The organism is Hymenobacter defluvii (assembly GCF_017589435.1).
Lineage (GTDB): Bacteria > Bacteroidota > Bacteroidia > Cytophagales > Hymenobacteraceae > Hymenobacter > Hymenobacter profundi.
Genome location: NZ_JAGETX010000008.1, coordinates 200,506 through 217,973 on the forward strand (window position 1 = coordinate 200,506; position 17,468 = coordinate 217,973).

Here is a 17,468-nt window from a genome sequence, read left to right on the forward strand (position 1 = left end):
CATGCAACCGATAAAGCCAAGTTTACGCCCTACAGAGCCATAAGATACCTCGACAAATGCGCCGCCACGTTTGCGCTATTGTCAGTGAAAATGTAGATTGGAAATCCGTTCCTCCTCACAGCTAAGGGCTTGCTTGTATTTTAAATAGCAACCCCCTACCCTGATTTGTATACTGGCGGCAGTAGTATCATTATTTTCAGTACTACCCTCCTACACGTCCTCGCATTTGTACGGGTTTTCACCCAACCAACTGGCCTTTCTTCTTCCTTTCCCTTTCCACACCTATGCACAAACTCCTACTATTTCTCCTCTTACTAGGCTTTGTGGTGCCCAGCACATACGCCCAAACGGGGGCAGCCCGCGCCGTAACGGGCGTCGTCACGGCCGCTTCCGACAACTCTCCCCTACCCGGCGTGACGGTGGTGGTGAAAAACACGACCAACGGCGCCACCACCAACGGCGACGGCCGCTTCACGCTACAGGCTGCACCGGGTACTGTATTGGTTTTCAGCTTTATCGGCTATACCAGCCAGGAGCGCACCGTGGAAGCCAGCGGCGAAATCAGCGTGAGTTTGCGCGAGTCGGCGCAGCAGTTGCAAGAGGCCGTAGTGACGGGCTACGGCATCAAGGAAGAGCAGGCCAAGATCAACTACGCCGTGCAGGTGGTGAAGGCCAAGGACATCATTGAGTCGCGGCAGCCGAACGTGGTGAATGCTTTGCAGGGCAAGGTAGCCGGCGTGCAGGTAACCAGTTCGGGCGGCGCGCCCGGCGAGGGGGCGTCTATCGTGATTCGCGGCGGGGCCTCGCTGGATTCGGACAACCAGCCGCTGTTCGTAATTGACGGCATCATCATGGACAACTCCTCGTTTGTGGAGTCGACGGCGCCGGGTGGGGGCTCGGGCTTCAACGGTATTCTGGGCCGCACGGCCGCCAGCACCAACCGCGCCGGCGACCTGAACCCAGAGAATATCGAGAGCATGACGGTGCTGAAAGGCCCGGCCGCTTCGGCCATCTACGGCCTGCGCGCCGCCAACGGTGCCGTGGTAATTACCACCAAGAAAGGCACCAAGGGCGTGACGACGCTCAACTACCGCACGCAGTTTTCGGTGGATGAGGTGAACCGCCTACCCAAGCTTCAGGACCAGTACAAGCAAGGCTCACAGGGACTATTTGACCAGGGCGTGCGCGGCTCCTGGGGGCCACGCTTCCAAGAGGGCGAGCCAGTGTACGACAACCTGGGCAACTTCTTCCAGACCGGCAAAACCTGGCAGCACTACCTCACCATGTCGGGCGGCAGCGACAAGGGCACGTTCTTCGTGTCGGCCTCGCGGCTGGACCAAACCGGCGTAGCGCCTACCAGTGCCTACGACAAGACCACGGCGCGCCTATCGGGCACGTTTCAGCTTTCGCCCAAGCTTAGCGCCTCGGGCTCGGTGGAATACCTGAACTCGGGTGCCCGCACGCCCCTGCAAGGCCAGGGTTTGTACCAAGGCGCCGGGGGCTACCTGCTTAGTATCCTGAACTGGCCCCGCAACGACGACGCCCGCAACTACCTGAACCCCGATGGCTCGGTGCGCCGCCTATTGGGCGCCGCCCAGGCCGCTACGGATGCCGACAACCCCTACTTTCAGGTGTACCGCAACCCCCAAACCACCCGCACTAATCGCATGCTGGGCAACGTGCAATTGGGCTTTAAGGCGACGGACTGGCTGAATTTCAGCTACAACATAGGCAACGACTTCTACTTCCAGAAAGACCGCTCGGTGCGGGCCGTGGGCACCACCCAGCCCAACAACCAGAACGGCGGCATCTCGGAGTCGGATATCTTCAACCAGCTCATTACCAGCAACCTGCTGGGCACACTTACGCATAGCTTCAGCGACAACTTCAGCGGCTCGCTGGTGCTGGGCAACACTGTGGAGTATCAGCACCGCGAAACCACCGACAATCTGGGCCTGATTTTTCAAAACCCGAGCTTCACCAGCATCAACAACACGGTGAACCGCAACGTGTTAATTACTACGCAGGACCGTCGCCTGATTGGCAACTTTGCCCGTCTGAGCCTGGACATGCTGCAACAGGTGACGCTGGAAGTGAACGGCCGCATCGACCAATCCTCCACCCTACCCCGCCCCGACGAAAACAAGAACTTTGGCAAGCTGTTCGGCTACGGTTCGGTGGCGGCGGGCTGGCAGTTTACGCACCTGCTGGGCCTCGACCAGAACCGCTACCTGAACTTTGGTAAGATTAGGGCGGCGGTGGCCGATGTGGGCAAGGACACCCAACCTTACCGCGTGTTTTCGCCGCTGGCGCAGGCCAGCTACATTGGCGGCGGCTTCCGCAACGGCTTCTTTGGCTCCAACGCCAACTTGGTGCCCGAGCGCACCCGCGCCATTGAGGGCGGCGTGGACCTGCAATTTTTACAGAATCGCCTGGGCCTGAACGTGACGTACTACAACCAGTTGACCCGCGACCAAATTATCGGGCCGCGCGTGAGCCAGGCCACGGGCTTCATTTTGCAGTACATCAACGCGGGCAACGTGCGCAACCAAGGCTGGGAAGTATCCTTGACGGGTACGCCCGTGCGGGCTGCCAGCGGCTTTACGTGGGACGTGCTGGCCAACTACACCCGCAACCGCAACAAGGTGGAGTCGCTGCCGAGCTTCCTGACGGAGGTGTATCAGTCGGATGCGTTCCTAAATGGTGCCCGCGGAGGCGCGTTTCCTGGCCGCCCGATTTCGTCCATCAGCGCCACCGATTTCCGGCGCTCCCCCGATGGACAGGTGCTCATTAACCCGACCACGGGCTATCCCCTCGTCAACACCGGCACCTACGTGTATGCCGGCAACCGCGCCCCCGACTTCACCGTGCAGATCACCAACTCGTTCAGCTACAAGGGCCTGGGCTTGTCGTTCCTGGCCGATTTCAGAAAGGGCGGCAAGGTGTTCAACGGCAACGAGCAGTATATGACCATTACCGGTCTGGCCGAGCGAACCACAGACCGTTATAAGCAAGTGGTGTTTGATGGGGTAATAGCCAACGCAGACGGCACCTACACGGCTAACACGCGCCCCGTGGAGCTGACGCAAGCATACTACACGAGCATTTTGGGAGCCATTGGTACGCCGTTTATTGAAGACGGCTCCTGGGTGCGTCTGCGCTACGTGAACCTTACCTATGCCCTACCCGCTGCCTTGCTGGAACGCTCTAAGTTCATTAAGGGCATCGAGTTGAACGTGACTGGTCGCAACTTGGTATTGCTCACCAAATACTCGGGGGTGGACCCCGAAACGGCCGCTTCGGGCGCCGGCGTGCGCGGCGGCGGTTCTGGCGGCTTCGACTATGGAGCCGTACCCGCCACCCGTGGCGTAGACATGGGCCTGCGGGTGAATTTCTAATTGCTACCCCACCCCAACCCCTCCCCTCCGGGAGAGGGGCTTTAATTCTAGGTTATAGTATTCTGGAAGCTAAAGCCCCTCTCCCGGAGGGGAGGGGTTGGGGTGGGGTCCATTACACACATCAATTCAATGAAACAACGATATCTTCTCTTCCTGGGCCTTTTGCTGGGTAGCGGCACCTTCACGGCGTGCGAAAGCTACCTTGATGTGAACACCGACCCCAACAATCCGGTGACGACGACCCCGAACTTCCTGCTGCCCGGCATTATTTCGCAGGGCATTCAGACGCAGATGTTTACCTCGCTCACCACTACCTACCTCACGCAATACACGGTGCGCAAAACCCCGGCTACCAGCACCGACCAGTACTACCTTTCCAACGGCAATAGCACCAATACCTTCAACTACACCTACTACTACTCAGCCGGCAACGTGCCGACCATGACGGCCGCCGCGGAGGCCGAGGGCTCGCCGTATTACGTGGGCGCGGGCAAGATTATGACCGCCATGGTGCTGGCCCACGCCACCGATATGCTGGGCGACATTCCCTACACCGAGGCATTCAAAGGCGCGGCCAACTACACGCCCGCCTACGACTCGCAGCAGCAGATTTACGCTACCATCAATACGCTGCTGGATGAGGGCATTGCCCTAATGGAGCGGCCCGCCAGCGAGGAATTCCGGCCACTGTATGTGACCTCGCCCAGCGAAAGCGGCGACATACTGTACAAAGGCGACGTGCAGAAGTGGATTCGCTTTGCCAACACCCTGAAGGCACGTCAGCTCAACCACCTCACCAAAAAGAGCTCCTACAACCCGCAGCAGGTATTGGCGCTGCTCGACAAAGGCTTCACCAGTAACGCCGACGACGCGCAGATTCAGTTTATTCCGGCCGTGGCGCCGCAGGTGAATACCACCAACATCTTCGGCACCACCCGCAACAACTATGCGACGGCCACTTTCTCGGCTAACATTATCAAGTACCTGAACGGCAACGCGGGTGGGGCGGCCTACCCCGGCATTGTGGACCCACGCTATACCATTATGGCTACCCCCATCAGCCTGGGTACCGACCCTGGTGTAAGTGTGCCTTCCACCAGCTTCGTGCTGAATGGTTACGCTGATTTTTATTCCAGCTGGTATGCCCGCGACCTAGGCATTTTTCAGGTGATGACGTATGCGGAGGCCAAGTTTATTGAGGCCGAAGCGGCGTTTCGGGCTGGCAATTTGTCGCGGGCCTTTACGGCCTACCGGGCCGGTATTCGGGCACACATGGAGAAAGTGGGTTCTGGGGGCTCCAATGCTTTGCCACCCGTTACGTTCCCGCTCATCTCCACAGCCCAGATTGAGGATTACCTGAGTAGTGCCGCCGTGGCCCAGAATGAGAGCCAGCTCACGCTGAAGCGCATTATGGAGCAGAAATACATTGCCATGTTCCTGAATCCGGAGTCGTGGTCAGACCTGCGTCGCTTTGATTTCTCGGCCACTACCTACCCCAATTTCCGCTTCCCGGTGAATGCCAACCCCGAAGTAGATGGCAAGTTTCCGCGCCGGATGCTGCCCGGGGCCACCGAGGTGCTCTACAATCCCGACGCCGTGTCCAAGCTGTTCAGCGACGTGGGCGCCACCTCCAACGGCGACTACATCACGAAGCCCCTGTGGTGGGACCAGGCCAATTAAAAAGACCGTTACCTGTCATTCTGGGCATCCTGCGCATTAAGCAGAACGCTTGGAATGACAGGCAACGCTAACAAGCGGACTAACGCCCTACCCTTTCATTTTCAAAACGCATATCGTCGTCATGATATATTCTCGATTTTTCACCTTGCGCCGTACGCTACCGGTAGTAGCGGGCCTGGTCGTGACCCTACTCGCGGGCTGCGAGAAGGAGCCGTATGATGAGTTGTACGACACCCAGGAGGAAGCAGGCTTCGGGGTGATAGGTGGGCCGGTTTTCGGCTCCACCAAGTTTGCGCCCGGCGAAACCGTACCTGTAGCTGTAGGCTATAATCAGCAGGACAACCTTCGCGACATCACCGTATTTCAAGTTATAAACCGGCAAGACTCGGCCGTGGTGGGCACCTACCCGGCCAATGGCGCGCTGGATGCTACCAGTCAGGTTTTTGCCCAACTGGTGCCCTATACTGTGCCTGCCACGCTAGCGAACAAAACGCCCGTGCGCGTAGATGTGACGCTGAATTTTGCCAATGGCTCCAAACGGCTGCGGCGCTTCTCTTACACCGTTGCCGCGTCCCCTACCCTCAAGTTTGGCGCTACCCCCGCCACCTATCGCAACGGCCTAGCCGCCAGCGCCCAGAGCCCCGGCGACTTGATTGGCTACTCGATTGTGATGAACGAGGGCGGTATCTCGACGGTGCCTGCCGCTGGTAGCACCGCTACCCTGTTCAAGAACATCGACAGCCTGGTGTACTACGCCCGCGTAGGCACACAAGCGCCCGTGCGCCAGGGGGTATTGCGTACGCCAACGGCTGGCGTAGCCACCACGCGCACCGTGGATGTAACGGTTCCCACGGGGGCGCAGGGGCAGCCCGTCACGTTCCTGTTCTCGGCTTTTGCCCAAACCCAGCGCGTCAATCTGGCATCTGCTACGCTCGATATTGTGGCGCCTACCGCCTTGGCTACCACCCAGCGCGGCTCGGTAAGCTTCGGCACCGGTGCTTCTCCCGACTCGCTGGCTTACAACCTGAAGCTGGCCCGCAACGAACCCGCAACCAGCGCCGCAGACACGAAGGATTTGTTTGTGAGTGGCGCCACTAACGGCAGCGTCACGCTTACGGCCGGCAATAACACGCGCTTCTACAAAGTGCCTGCCACCCAGGTAGCCGCTGGCTTTTATACGCAGGCAACCGCCAACGCCGTAGGTAATCTATTATACCGCAATACAAACACCGCTGAATTGGGCGCCGCCACCCCTGGTGATGTATACGCCGTACGTGTGCGCGGCACCGGGGAGGTGATGCTCCTACGCATCCTGAGCGTGAAAGCCGGCACTACCGGCACCACGTCGCGGGTGTGGTTCGAATACCGAATGTTGTAAGGGAGTTGTGAAGTAGTAAATAGTAAAGGAAGGCATTGAAAAGCGGCTGTCATCCTGAGCTTGCGAAGGACCTTATCACGCCAGAACGACAAGTGTAACAACGACTCGTTCAACTGGCATAAGGTCCTTCCCTCCGCTCAGGATGACAGCCGCTTTTCAATGCCTTCCTTTACTATTTACTACTTCACAACTTCACCCTTTCTCATCCCCCAAACAACCGCCCGAAAAAGCCTTTGCGGCGCTTTTTCAGCTTGGTTTTCTTTTTGATGGTGCCGGCTTCGGTCTTGGTTTTCACCTTTGTGCCGGTAGCTGGTTTGGGGGTAGGCGGCGCGGGGGCAGGCGGTATGGGCAGCGCTGGCACAGTGGCTGGCTGGGGCGCTTGCGCTACCATAATAGCCCCCTTCCTAGTCACCACGTGCACGGGTGCGCTTTCGTTGTGTAGGCGGTCTACGGCCGTTACGTAGTAGGCGTATTCCACACCGGTGAGGGCCGTGGTATCAATCAGGGTAGGCGCGTAGGCGGTGCGTGGCACCAGGGCCAGAATGTGGCGGGGGTCGTCGGGCGAGGGAGTTTCGCCTTCCGCGAAGCGGTACACCACGAAGTACCAGGCATCGTCGCCATCGGCGGCGGTAGGGCCGGGCTGCCAGGTGAGCGTCACGGCCGGGGGCGTGCGAATCAATACCAACTGCTGAGCCGGGCGAGGTGGCACCGCATCCAGCCAAGGCATAATAGGCACTAGCGCCGGGTAGCGAAAGGCATTCTGCTGCAACGAATCGGTGACGTGCAGCGGATTGGCCAGCAAGGACTTCGAGCTGAAAAACACGCTACCGCCTACCTCCGTGGGGTAGCTGCGGTTGAGGCGAATCTGGCGCATCAGCTCGCGGGGGTTGCGCCACGTGGTGTCGCCGCGGGTGTTCTCCAGCATCCGGTAGGGCGCCTGCCCAATGTAGAGATGGCGCCCGAAGTGGTTGCGGCTCCACCACTCCACCAACACCGGGTAGGGCGCCAGCCGGAAATTGCTGCTCCAGTACAGCTGCGGCACGATATAATCAATCCAGCCGCGTTGCAGCCACAGGCGCGTGTCGGCGTAGAGGTTGGCGTAGGTCGGCTGGCCGGCCCGCGTATCGGAGCCTTCGGGGTGGGCCGAGCGGTTCATCCAAACCCCAAACGGCGAAATCCCAAATTTCACCCAGCGCTTAGTGGCGTGAATCTCGCGGCTCAGGCCCTCAATCAGCAGGTTTACATTTTGCCGGCGCCAATCGGCCAGCGCGAGGTGGTCAGGGTTGAATTGGGCAAATGCCGCCTCATCGTGCAGCGTCTGACCCGCTTCGGGGTAGGGATAGAAATAGTCATCGAAGTGCACGCCGTCGATATCGTAGCGGCGCACTACGTCCAGAATCACTTCTGTGATGCGCTGGCGCACTTCCGGCAACCCAGGGTTGAACAGCAGCTTGCCGCCATAGCGCAAAAACCATTCGGGGTGCTGGCGGTAGGCATGGGTAGCGGCGAGGCGCCGCGTTAGGGTATCCTGCGAAGCCCGGTAGGGATTAAACCACGCATGAAACTCCATGCCGCGCTTGTGTGCTTCGTCAATCAGGAACGGGAGCGGGTCGTAGCCGGGGTCTTTGCCCTGCTGGCCCATCAGCCACTTGCTCCAGGGCTCCAGGCCACTCCGGTAAAAGGCATCGGCAGCGGGCCGCACCTGCACAAACACCGCATTGATGCCCGTGCGCTGTTGCCGGTCCAGCATGCGGCGGTACTCGTTGCGCTGCTGGTCGGCGGTGAGGCCGGAGCGGCTGGGCCAGTCGATGTTGGCCACCGAGGCAATCCAAACGCCCCGTAGCTCCCGCTTAGGCGGCGCGTCCTGGGCCTGCACGGCACCACTCAGCAACAGCCACACCAGCATGATCATGCCCGTGCCCCATCGGCAGCGGGTAGTTACTACCTGCATCATTTGCACGCTTCTAAAATCGAATAAGCGCGCAAGTTACGAGTTGTGGGGTGGTCAGTAAAAACCGTCTGTCATCCGGAACGCAGTGAAGAACCTTCTCACGTGAGAAGGTCCTTCGCTGCGTTCCGGATGACAGACGGTTTTCTTACTAGCTGATGCGTATTTCTATTCCACCACAATACGCTGCTGATAGTGCTGGGCATTGGCTTCCACGCGCAGCACGTACACGCCGCTGGCCAGGCCAGCTACGGGCACTTCTGTTTCGCGGCCGTGCAGCGTGCGCGTCAGGCAGGTGCGGCCCTGCATATCGTAGAGGCGAATGGCTACATCAGCAGTGGGTGTGTTGGTCAGCACCACGCGTACCAACTCGTGGGTGCGCGTGGGGTAGGCCGCGCACCACGCGCCCGAAACGACAGCGGGTGTAGCCGTAGGCAGCGTCACGGCTGGGCTTTCTGATGCCCCAATGCTACCCCGTACGCCCGCTGCGGGTGTTGCCACCCCAAAGTAGTCGCGCGGTCCTGCTTCCTGCCGGAACTCATCCCACAGGTTCAGCCCCGCCGCTACCAACGCTGAGGTAGGCGCCAGTCGGTAGTCGCTGCTGGCGGCCGTAGCGGCGGCGGTTGGAGTAGCCGTAGCTGCATCGCTCTGCTTGGCAGTGCGCAGTTGAGGATTGATGCTGAGGCCGCAGGGTCGGTCGCCTAGTTGCTCTTGCGTGGTAGCCTGGCGCCAAGTGGGTAGCGCGGTATAGGTAGCGTTGTCCCAGCGCAATGCAAAAGTTCCGCCGCTACTCCAGTAGCAGTTGCCTTCCAGGCGTACGCCGGTGGTCAGGCTAGCGTCTACCAGCATCAGGCCGTCGGTGGTCTGCAATAGGTTGTTGCGCAGGGTTATTCCGCTGGCCGCACCGCCTCCGAGCTGGACAGCCACGGGTGCCGAATTGTTGGCAGGTTTCGTTACCAGTACGGTGTTGTTGTGCAGGCTGATGCGCTGCATTTGTTCGGCCGTTGCAGGTGCCAGCACCGCCAGGGCGCCCTGGTCGGCGCGGCGGGCATCGTTGTCGCTGATGTTGTAGCGCACCGTCAGGTTGGCACTAGGCACCGATAGCGTATCGGGTTGGCTGATGGCGTAACCAGGGCCTTCGTTGTCGTGGGCGTAGTTGTACTGAACTACAGCGTTAGCGCAGCCGCCTTCCAGCGCATAGCCTCCACCCCGTACCGTACCCGAGCGGTTATTGTACGAACGGCACTGCTGCACCGTCAGGTTGGTGCAGCGCCAGGCTCCGATACCGGCAGGGCCAGCCGCAGGGTAGGCGTTTAGGCGGCCGTTGTTGTAGGCCTCACACTGCTCTACTACGGCACCCGTTACGTGAGCCAGCAACAGGCCGTAGCCAGTGCGGGTTTGCTTCAGATCGAGCCGGCCGGTGTTGTTATACAGCTGGCAACGCGCTATGTGCCAGTTGCGGTGAGTGGACGCAGCCGGACCATACGAACTGATGCCCGCCTCGCCGTTGTCGTGCACGCGGCTGTTGGTGATATGTACGCTGGTGTAGCCGCTACCGGCTCGCTGGCTGCTGATCGTAACGCCTGCCTGCTGGTAGCCACTTACGTCGAGGCTGTCGAGCACCAGGTGCGGGAGTTGCGTAGCCGCCGAGTCTAGCACGAATACCACACCAGCGCTCTTGTTGTTCAACCGGCCCGAGCCGGCGAAATACAGGCGATGCAGTTCAATACCGCCCGCGTTACGGGCCAGCAAGCCGTAGGTACCGCCGCTGCTGATGGTAGCCCAGCCCCGACCATACGAGCCGAATACAATGGGCTGCGCAACCGTGCCTTGCGTAGTGCCCTTCAGCTGCAAGCCACCTACAAAGGTCTGCTCTCCCTCAAACAATATCTGGTCGCCGGGTTGCAGCGTGGCGGCGTTTACCCGCGCAATGCTGCGCCAGGCAGTAGCAGGGGTAGTACCAGCCTGCGCATCATTACCCGCAATGCGCACATAATATGTGGTAGCAGCTGCTTGTTTGCTGGTCAGCAACAGCGCAAATAAGAAAAATAGTAAACGTATTTGCATTCCTTAAGTGATTAGGCTTCAGGAACACCAGCATAAAGAATAATGCCACACCAGAATAAATCTATTTACGTGGTTTTTCAATAGCAATTATCAAGCTATAACACTTTATATACACAATTTGAATTTGCGTAGTGCAACACCCCTTATCTATAATTGTATACTTACTAAATACAATTTCTCTAGCGTTTCCTATTCTACTTTTTTATAGAATAATGACATATAAAAAATTATGTTCACCTAGTAATCTGCTTCAATTCGCTAGGCTCATTCACTACACTTGACCCAGAACGGTGTAACTAAGCGAGATTTTTCTGAATCTTGTACTGAAAGCAAGAACCAGCTTGCCGTTTCGTTGTGTTAGGCACAGCATCCCACGGCAACTGTGTAGCAGCTGCCTCTTTGTCTCCTTATTTTTCTCTAATGCGCTTTTCCCCTCTCTCCTGCCAGGCTGGCCTGGTAGCGCTGCTGTTGCCTTTGGCTGCCGCTGCGCAAACCACCCCCTCCCCCTCTGCTGCCCAGCCCCAATGGCATCTGCTCGACCCACAACAAAACAATGGCGTGATGGGCCTGAGCGCTGAGCGCACCTACCAGGAGCTTCTGAAAGGCCGCACCGCTACCCCCGTTACCGTGGCCGTGATTGACGGTGGCGTGGATACCGCCCATGTAGATTTGCGCGGCGTGATGTGGCACAACCCAAAGGAAATTGCCGGCAATGGCAAAGACGACGACGGCAATGGCTACATTGACGATGTATATGGCTGGAACTTCCTTGGAGGCCAGGATGGCCGCAACATCGACGTGGAAGCCTACGAGGACACGCGCATGCTGGCCCGTCTGGAACCGCTCTACCAAGGCAAAACTCGCAACCAAGTGCCCGCCGCCAAGCGCGAGGAATTCGACCTATATCAGCAGGTGAAAAAGTCCTACCAGACGCACTACAAGGAAGACAACGAGCATTACGACCAGTACAAGGACGAGTATCCGCAGACCCAGGCCGTGGCCGATCAGATGAAGCAGGCATTGGGCGTGTCGCGCTTGGATACGGCTACCCTGCGCAACCCACCCACCGACAATGCCGACCTGCGCCGCATCAGCCAGCTGTTTTATCAAAACCTGAAGGCTGGCGGCTACGCCGATATGGAATCGGTGCTGGACGATATGAAGCACGCTTATGAACAGACCAAAAACTTAGTAGAATATTCCCTAGACCTCAAGTTCAACCCGCGCAGCATTGTGGGCGACGACCCCGACAACCTAAAGCAGCGCTTCTATGGCAATGCCGACGTGACCGGCCCCGACCCTACCCACGGCACTCACGTGGCGGGCATTATTGCCGGCGACCGAACCAATAACGTGGGCATTATGGGCGTGGCGGGCTTACCCGTGCGCATTATGGCCGTGCGGGCCGTGCCCAATGGCGACGAGCGCGACAAGGACGTGGCCAACGCCATCCGCTACGCCGTGGACAACGGCGCGCAGGTGATTAACATGAGCTTCGGCAAGTACTTCTCGCCCCACCGCGAGGCCGTGGAAGAAGCCATCCGCTACGCCGATACCAAGGGGGTACTGCTCGTACACTCCGCCGGCAACGAGTCCATTGACATCGACACCAAGAAGCAATACCCCTCGCCGGTGTTCCTGAACACCAAGACCATCCCGAACCTAATTACGGTAGGCGCCTCCTCCCGCACCAACGACCAAGAATTGGTAGCTGACTTTTCCAACTACGGCAAGAAAAATGTGGACGTGTTTGCACCCGGCGTGCAGATCAACTCTACCCTCCCCAACAACACCTACGGCAACGAAAGCGGCACCAGTATGGCCGGCCCTATGGTAGCCGGTATGGCGGCTGTATTGAAATCCTACTTCCCTAAGCTCAGCCCCGAAGACCTGAAACGCATCATCCGCGAGTCGGCTACTCCCTTGCATACTAAAGTGCTCAAGCCCGGGGGCAAAACCACTATCGACTTTGCGGAGCTGTCGAATACGGGCGGTCTGGTGAACCTATATAAGGCCGTGCAAATGGCCCAGCAGGTGCAGTAGATCTTTTTGTAGCAAACAGCGCATACGGCGCGGCAGTTACCGGTTTTCGGGGCTGCTGCGCCGTTTATTTTTATACACTTATCACTTTATATGTCAAATACTTATATACTTTTATCACAATCCTTACTAGAAGAATTCCAAATGGTTGCACGCCCTTTTTGCTACTCGAATAATTCAATTATAATTTTTGAAGGGAATATTTCTAAAACTCAGTTTATCCTTCTCCCTGATAAGATCAGTGCTTGTCTATTATAATAGACTTTTTCATTCACTTTTTAGCGCAGAGCTTTTCTATAAAGATTCCCAGCAGGATTAATCCTAGATGCACCTTTTCTCTTATCAGGAAATATATAGGCTGGCACGTATTCCTTATTATATAACTAAAGTAAGTTTTTGTTAAATGTAAAATTTATTTAACACAATTTTTTCATCTATACGTTAAATTTGTGACTGAATTCTTCTATTCCACCTTCTCAGAATGAAACACTTATATCTAACTCGAAAAGTCCTTAGTACTCTTTTCTTACTCGTGCTGGCGGTAGGGAGCGTGAAGGCACAATACGGTACTCCTAAGATTGATGGAGTTATAAATGATGAGGATAGTTACGATGGAAGTATCTATAGTGGTAACATCTATAACAGTGGAAGCGCTGTTTGGCGCATGACTTGGGATGCAAAAAATGTATACTTTGCTATCAGTAATGCTAATACCACTGCTGCTGCAGTTGTATATATAGATTCTGATCCTTTGCCGATAGTAAATGGAGGCAACAATAATGATGGAAGTTTATCAGGGGTTAACTATGATGGGGTAACAGGATTGTTACCTTTCCGTGCTGATAGAGCCATTTATTTTAAGGATGGGTATCAAGAACGTCAGGTGTCAGACGGCTCTGGTAGTTGGACTAAAGCGGAAAACGGCAATCCTGACCAGGGTCTTTTTGTTGGACCTTATGCAAAAAGCTTTGATGTTCGTGAAATAGCTATTCCTTGGTCAAAAATTAATAAAGACCAAAGTGAAAATCCTAAACCATTTAATTGGTTTGGCTTCATAACTAATCCTAGTAGTGGCAATGCTAATTCGTCAGAATACGGCGAAGCCTTTGCATCTATCCCTTTCGGAAACCCAGCATTCGGTAATAAGGTAGCAGGCGCCAAGTATTACTCTCCTGAATTTATCCGCTACTTCACTGTTAACAACGTATCAGATGGTAATGTGAATGATTCAGGAGATAACACTGCTGCTGCCTTCTCTAGACAGAGTTATACACACATCGGCGGAAATATTACTGATTTCGGAGCTATTGAGGTATATGATTTCACAATAAATAAGACACCATTCACTTCAAGTTCGATTCAGCCAACAATCACCCGTGCAAGTAATAGTGGTCCTTGGCAGATCAACGGTTCGTTAGTTGTGGGTACTAATAGTACTTTAAATGCAGGGGGATCTAATAGTACTATTGCTGTAACGGAAAATTTCCTTGTTGCAGATGGTGGCACCTTTTCGCAAGGTGATAGTAGATTAACAGTAGCAGGGAATTTTAGCACACCTGGTACTTTTAATGCAGGATCTCAGACGCTTGTATTGGATGGTACTACCCCACAAGACATTGTTTCAGTAGCTAGTTTTAATAATGTTAGCTTTACTAATGTTGGACAGAAAAACTTAACCAATAATTTATCTATTAACGGTAATATTTCTGTAGGTGCCGGTGCTATTCTAAATACAACGAATTATACACTGGAACTTCAGCCTGGTTCAAGATTGAATGAGGCAAATAGCGGTGGCGGCGGTTACGTATTAGGTTATGTGCGAGCCCAAGGCAACCTATCAACACCTAATGCACAAGTAATCTTCAATAACATCGGTCTAAGAATCAGCCCTTCTGGTACCTCCTTCGAAACATTGCCAGGCTCAACTACTGTTTTGCGGCGTACTGGTTTTGCAGAAGCTGGACCGAACAATAGCAAGAGCATAACCCGTCAGTATAAGATAACTCCTACTAACAATAAGGTGTTGGCTTCGACACTCATCTTTGGCTACCGTGATTCATATCCTAATCAGCCAGCTACTACTAATGGAGAGCTAAATGGTATTCCTGAGAGTCAGTTACGCGTATTCCGTTCAGAACAGGAGAATACTCCTCCGTATGAGCGACTAGGCGGAACCGTTAATGCATCAGATAATACAGTTACTATAACAGGTGAGTTCTCCCTTAACGGATACTTCACCCTCGGTGACGGCAACGCTCCCCTACCCGTCGAACTCGTTGCTTTCACTGGCCAGCTGGAAGGCTCAGCCGTTCGTCTAAACTGGGCTACGGCTTCGGAGAAGAACAACAAAGGCTTCGAGGTGCAGCGCAGCACAGGCGGCGACCAGTGGTTTACGTTGGGTTTTGTGGCCGGTAACGGCAGCACCAGCCAGCGCAATGCCTACGCCTACCGTGATGCCAACGCTCCCGAAGGCAAAGCCTACTACCGCCTGCGCCAGCTCGACAACGATGGCACTGAGAGCTTCTCGCCTGTGGTAACCATTGCAGTACCAGCCGGTAACGCGCCTGCTCTGGTATTGAGCCCCGTGCCTACCCCCGATGTACTGAACATTAGCGGCCTGGGCAGCGGTGCACACGTAGCCGAAGTGTACGATATGATGGGTAAGCGTGTGCTGACCCACTCTTTCACCGATCAGACCACTTCGGTGTCGGTAGCCAACCTACCCAGCGGCTTGTACGTGGTGCAAGTGCAGGGCAAGAAGAGCAAGTTTGTCAAGCAATAGTCCTCGCGGATAGTTGCTCAAAGCCAAACCGGCGCGGGACTTATCTCCCGCGCCGGTTTTTTTGTGTTTGTCTGGTTTGTTTTAGGACGTCATGCTGAACGCGTACGCGGGACAGCCTGCAAGAGCACGCGAGATTTCTCCCGCTGGTCGAAATGACCTTCTTTTACAGATCGCCTCTACCCGTTGCCTCCTTACCTTTGCCCAATGGCTACCCCCCTCACCCTTTCTGATATCTACATCTACCCCGTGAAGTCGCTGGGCGGCATCCGACTCACCGAGGCAGCTGTGGGCATGCGCGGCTTGCAATACGACCGGCGCTGGCTGATTGTGGATGCGCGCAACCAGTTTATGACCCAGCGGCAGATTGCTACTATGGCCCTTCTGGACGTAGCTCCTGCCTTCAACGGCTTTCTGCTCACGCACCGCCAGCACCCCGACCTCCTACCGCTCTACATTCCCTTCGAGGCAGATCGGGAAAAGACCCTGTTCGTGACCATCTGGGACGATATGGTCTTTGCCTGGCGCGGCACCCCGGCCGCCGACGAATGGCTGACCGAAGCCCTGGGTCAGGAGTGCCGGCTGGTGTATATGTCGGAAATGGTGCGGCGCGAGGTAGAGCCCGACAAGCCCGAGCTGAACCCGGCGGGCACGCTCGTCAGCTTTGCTGACGGCTACCCCTACCTCCTCATCGGGCAGGCTGCGCTGGATGATCTGAACGAACGCCTCACCACGCCGGTCCTGATGGACCGCTTCCGGCCCAACCTAGTCTTCACAGGCGGCGCACCCTTCGATGAGGATACCTGGGCCGATTTCCGGGTAGGCGACATAGCCTTTCGGGCCGTACGGGCCTGCGGGCGCTGCGTCGTCACTACCATCGACCAACAAACTGCCCAGAAAAACCCCGAAACCCTGAGCACTCTGGCCTCCTACCGTACGGTAGGCCGCAAGGTGATGTTCGGCCAGAACGTCACCGCCAGCGGCCAGGGCACCATCCGGGTAGGCGACCCGCTCACAGTGCTGGGGTATAAAGAACAGAGCTAGATCCAAACTAAGCTAGAACCACTCCTTTTCTAAGGAGGGTGCCCGTAGGGCGGGGTGGTAAACGTCGTTGAACGATGTCGAAAGCTCGACGTCATCTGTCATCCTGAGCGGAGCGAAGGACCTTCTCACGTCTGAACGAGTCGTTGTTACGCTTGTCATTCTAATGTGAGAAGGTCCTTCGCTCCACTTAGGATGACAGATGGCCAGAATACCCTAATAGAATGGCGCAGGATGCCCTAATAAAGAACGGCTTACTCACCTCCTAGCTCCTACCCTACCCAACTCCCGCCTACCCTGGCCCGTATGCCCAGCCATGAATCGTGCTTCAATACTGGATTTTCTACGCGGCCTAGCCGCTAACAACAATAAGCCCTGGATGGACGAGCACCGCGCCGAATACCACCAGGCCCGGGCCGTGTTCAAGAAGCTGGTAGCGGAAGTACTCCAGGGAGTACAGGGCTTCGAGCCGGCGCTACAAACCCTCACAGCCGGCGAAACGATGTACCGCATCAACAAAAACGACCGGTTTCAACAGGGCCAGGACCCCTACAAGCGCCACATGGGTGCGGGCCTCAAGGCCGAGGGCAGGCACTCGCGCTGGGCGGGTTATTTCCTGACACTGGAGCCCGGCAACTCCTGGTTGGGTGCCGGCAAGTGGCTGCCCGATACGGCCAGCCTGCAACGCATCCGCCAGGAAATTCACTACTCCCCCGATACCTTCCACGCCCTGCGCCAGCACCCCGAGTTCGTGCGCCACTTCCCCGACGGCCTGGAGGGCGACCGGCTCCAGCGTCCGCCCAAAGGCTACGACAAAAACGACCCTGACATTGAATGGCTCAAGATGAAAAGCTACTTAGTGAGTCGCCCCATCTCCGACGCCGAACTACTCCAACCCGATTTTGTGGCTCGTGCTGTAGAAAGCCTGCACGTAGCGCAGCCCCTGGTGCAGTTTCTTAATCAGGCGATTGGAGAGGAGTAACGGAGCGGTGAAGCGCAGAGCAATGCAATAGTGAGGTAGGGAAATAAAAAGCCGGCTGTCATCCTGAGCTTGCGGAGGACCTTATCACACTGAACGACTGACGTAACAACGACTCGTTCAGTGTGATAAGGTCCTCCGCAAGCTCAGGATGACAG

Annotated in this window: 9 protein-coding genes; 7 read left to right on the forward strand and 2 right to left on the reverse strand. The window is 56.4% G+C overall.

Annotated features, from left to right (window positions below):
• Nucleotides 1-284 precede the first annotated feature (284 nt).
• The 3 genes from J4D97_RS15160 to J4D97_RS15170 all read left to right on the forward strand — a co-directional run bounded on the left by J4D97_RS15160 (nucleotide 285) and on the right by J4D97_RS15170 (nucleotide 6,456).
• Nucleotides 285-3,398, forward strand: coding sequence for a SusC/RagA family TonB-linked outer membrane protein (locus J4D97_RS15160; RefSeq protein WP_208308266.1), 3,114 nt, complete (start codon nucleotides 285-287; stop codon nucleotides 3,396-3,398).
• 129 nt (nucleotides 3,399-3,527) lie between these two features.
• On the forward strand, nucleotides 3,528-5,078 hold the full coding sequence (locus tag J4D97_RS15165) for a SusD/RagB family nutrient-binding outer membrane lipoprotein (RefSeq protein ID WP_208308267.1): 1,551 nt from the start codon (nucleotides 3,528-3,530) through the stop codon (nucleotides 5,076-5,078).
• A gap of 145 nt (nucleotides 5,079-5,223) precedes the next feature.
• On the forward strand, nucleotides 5,224-6,456 hold the full coding sequence (locus J4D97_RS15170) for a hypothetical protein (RefSeq protein ID WP_208308268.1): 1,233 nt from the start codon (nucleotides 5,224-5,226) through the stop codon (nucleotides 6,454-6,456).
• Between the two features lie 202 nt (nucleotides 6,457-6,658).
• On the opposite strand, the gene J4D97_RS15175 is transcribed toward J4D97_RS15170, so the two are convergent.
• Together J4D97_RS15175 and J4D97_RS15180 are read right to left on the reverse strand one after the other, a co-directional pair.
• Nucleotides 6,659-8,410, reverse strand: a complete 1,752-nt coding sequence (locus J4D97_RS15175; protein WP_208308269.1) for a glycoside hydrolase family 10 protein — start codon at nucleotides 8,408-8,410, stop codon at nucleotides 6,659-6,661.
• Between the two features lie 162 nt (nucleotides 8,411-8,572).
• Entirely contained in the window at nucleotides 8,573-10,471 is a 1,899-nt protein-coding gene (locus J4D97_RS15180) for a right-handed parallel beta-helix repeat-containing protein (protein ID WP_208308270.1), read from the reverse strand.
• A 420-nt stretch (nucleotides 10,472-10,891) separates the two neighbouring features.
• Between J4D97_RS15180 and J4D97_RS15185 the strand changes: the two genes are divergently transcribed.
• The 4 genes from J4D97_RS15185 to J4D97_RS15200 all read left to right on the forward strand — a co-directional run bounded on the left by J4D97_RS15185 (nucleotide 10,892) and on the right by J4D97_RS15200 (nucleotide 17,313).
• Nucleotides 10,892-12,514: a S8 family peptidase gene (locus J4D97_RS15185; protein WP_208308271.1), complete on the forward strand. Its 1,623-nt coding sequence runs from the start codon at nucleotides 10,892-10,894 to the stop codon at nucleotides 12,512-12,514.
• Between the two features lie 478 nt (nucleotides 12,515-12,992).
• A complete protein-coding gene (locus tag J4D97_RS15190) occupies nucleotides 12,993-15,293 on the forward strand; it encodes a T9SS type A sorting domain-containing protein (RefSeq protein WP_208308272.1) in 2,301 nt (766 codons plus the stop codon).
• Nucleotides 15,294-15,497: 204 nt separating this feature from the next.
• Entirely contained in the window at nucleotides 15,498-16,334 is an 837-nt protein-coding gene (locus J4D97_RS15195; RefSeq protein ID WP_208308273.1) for an MOSC domain-containing protein, read from the forward strand.
• Between the two features lie 313 nt (nucleotides 16,335-16,647).
• A complete protein-coding gene (locus tag J4D97_RS15200; RefSeq protein WP_208308274.1) occupies nucleotides 16,648-17,313 on the forward strand; it encodes a DUF2461 domain-containing protein in 666 nt (221 codons plus the stop codon).
• The last annotated feature ends 155 nt before the right edge of the window (nucleotides 17,314-17,468 follow it).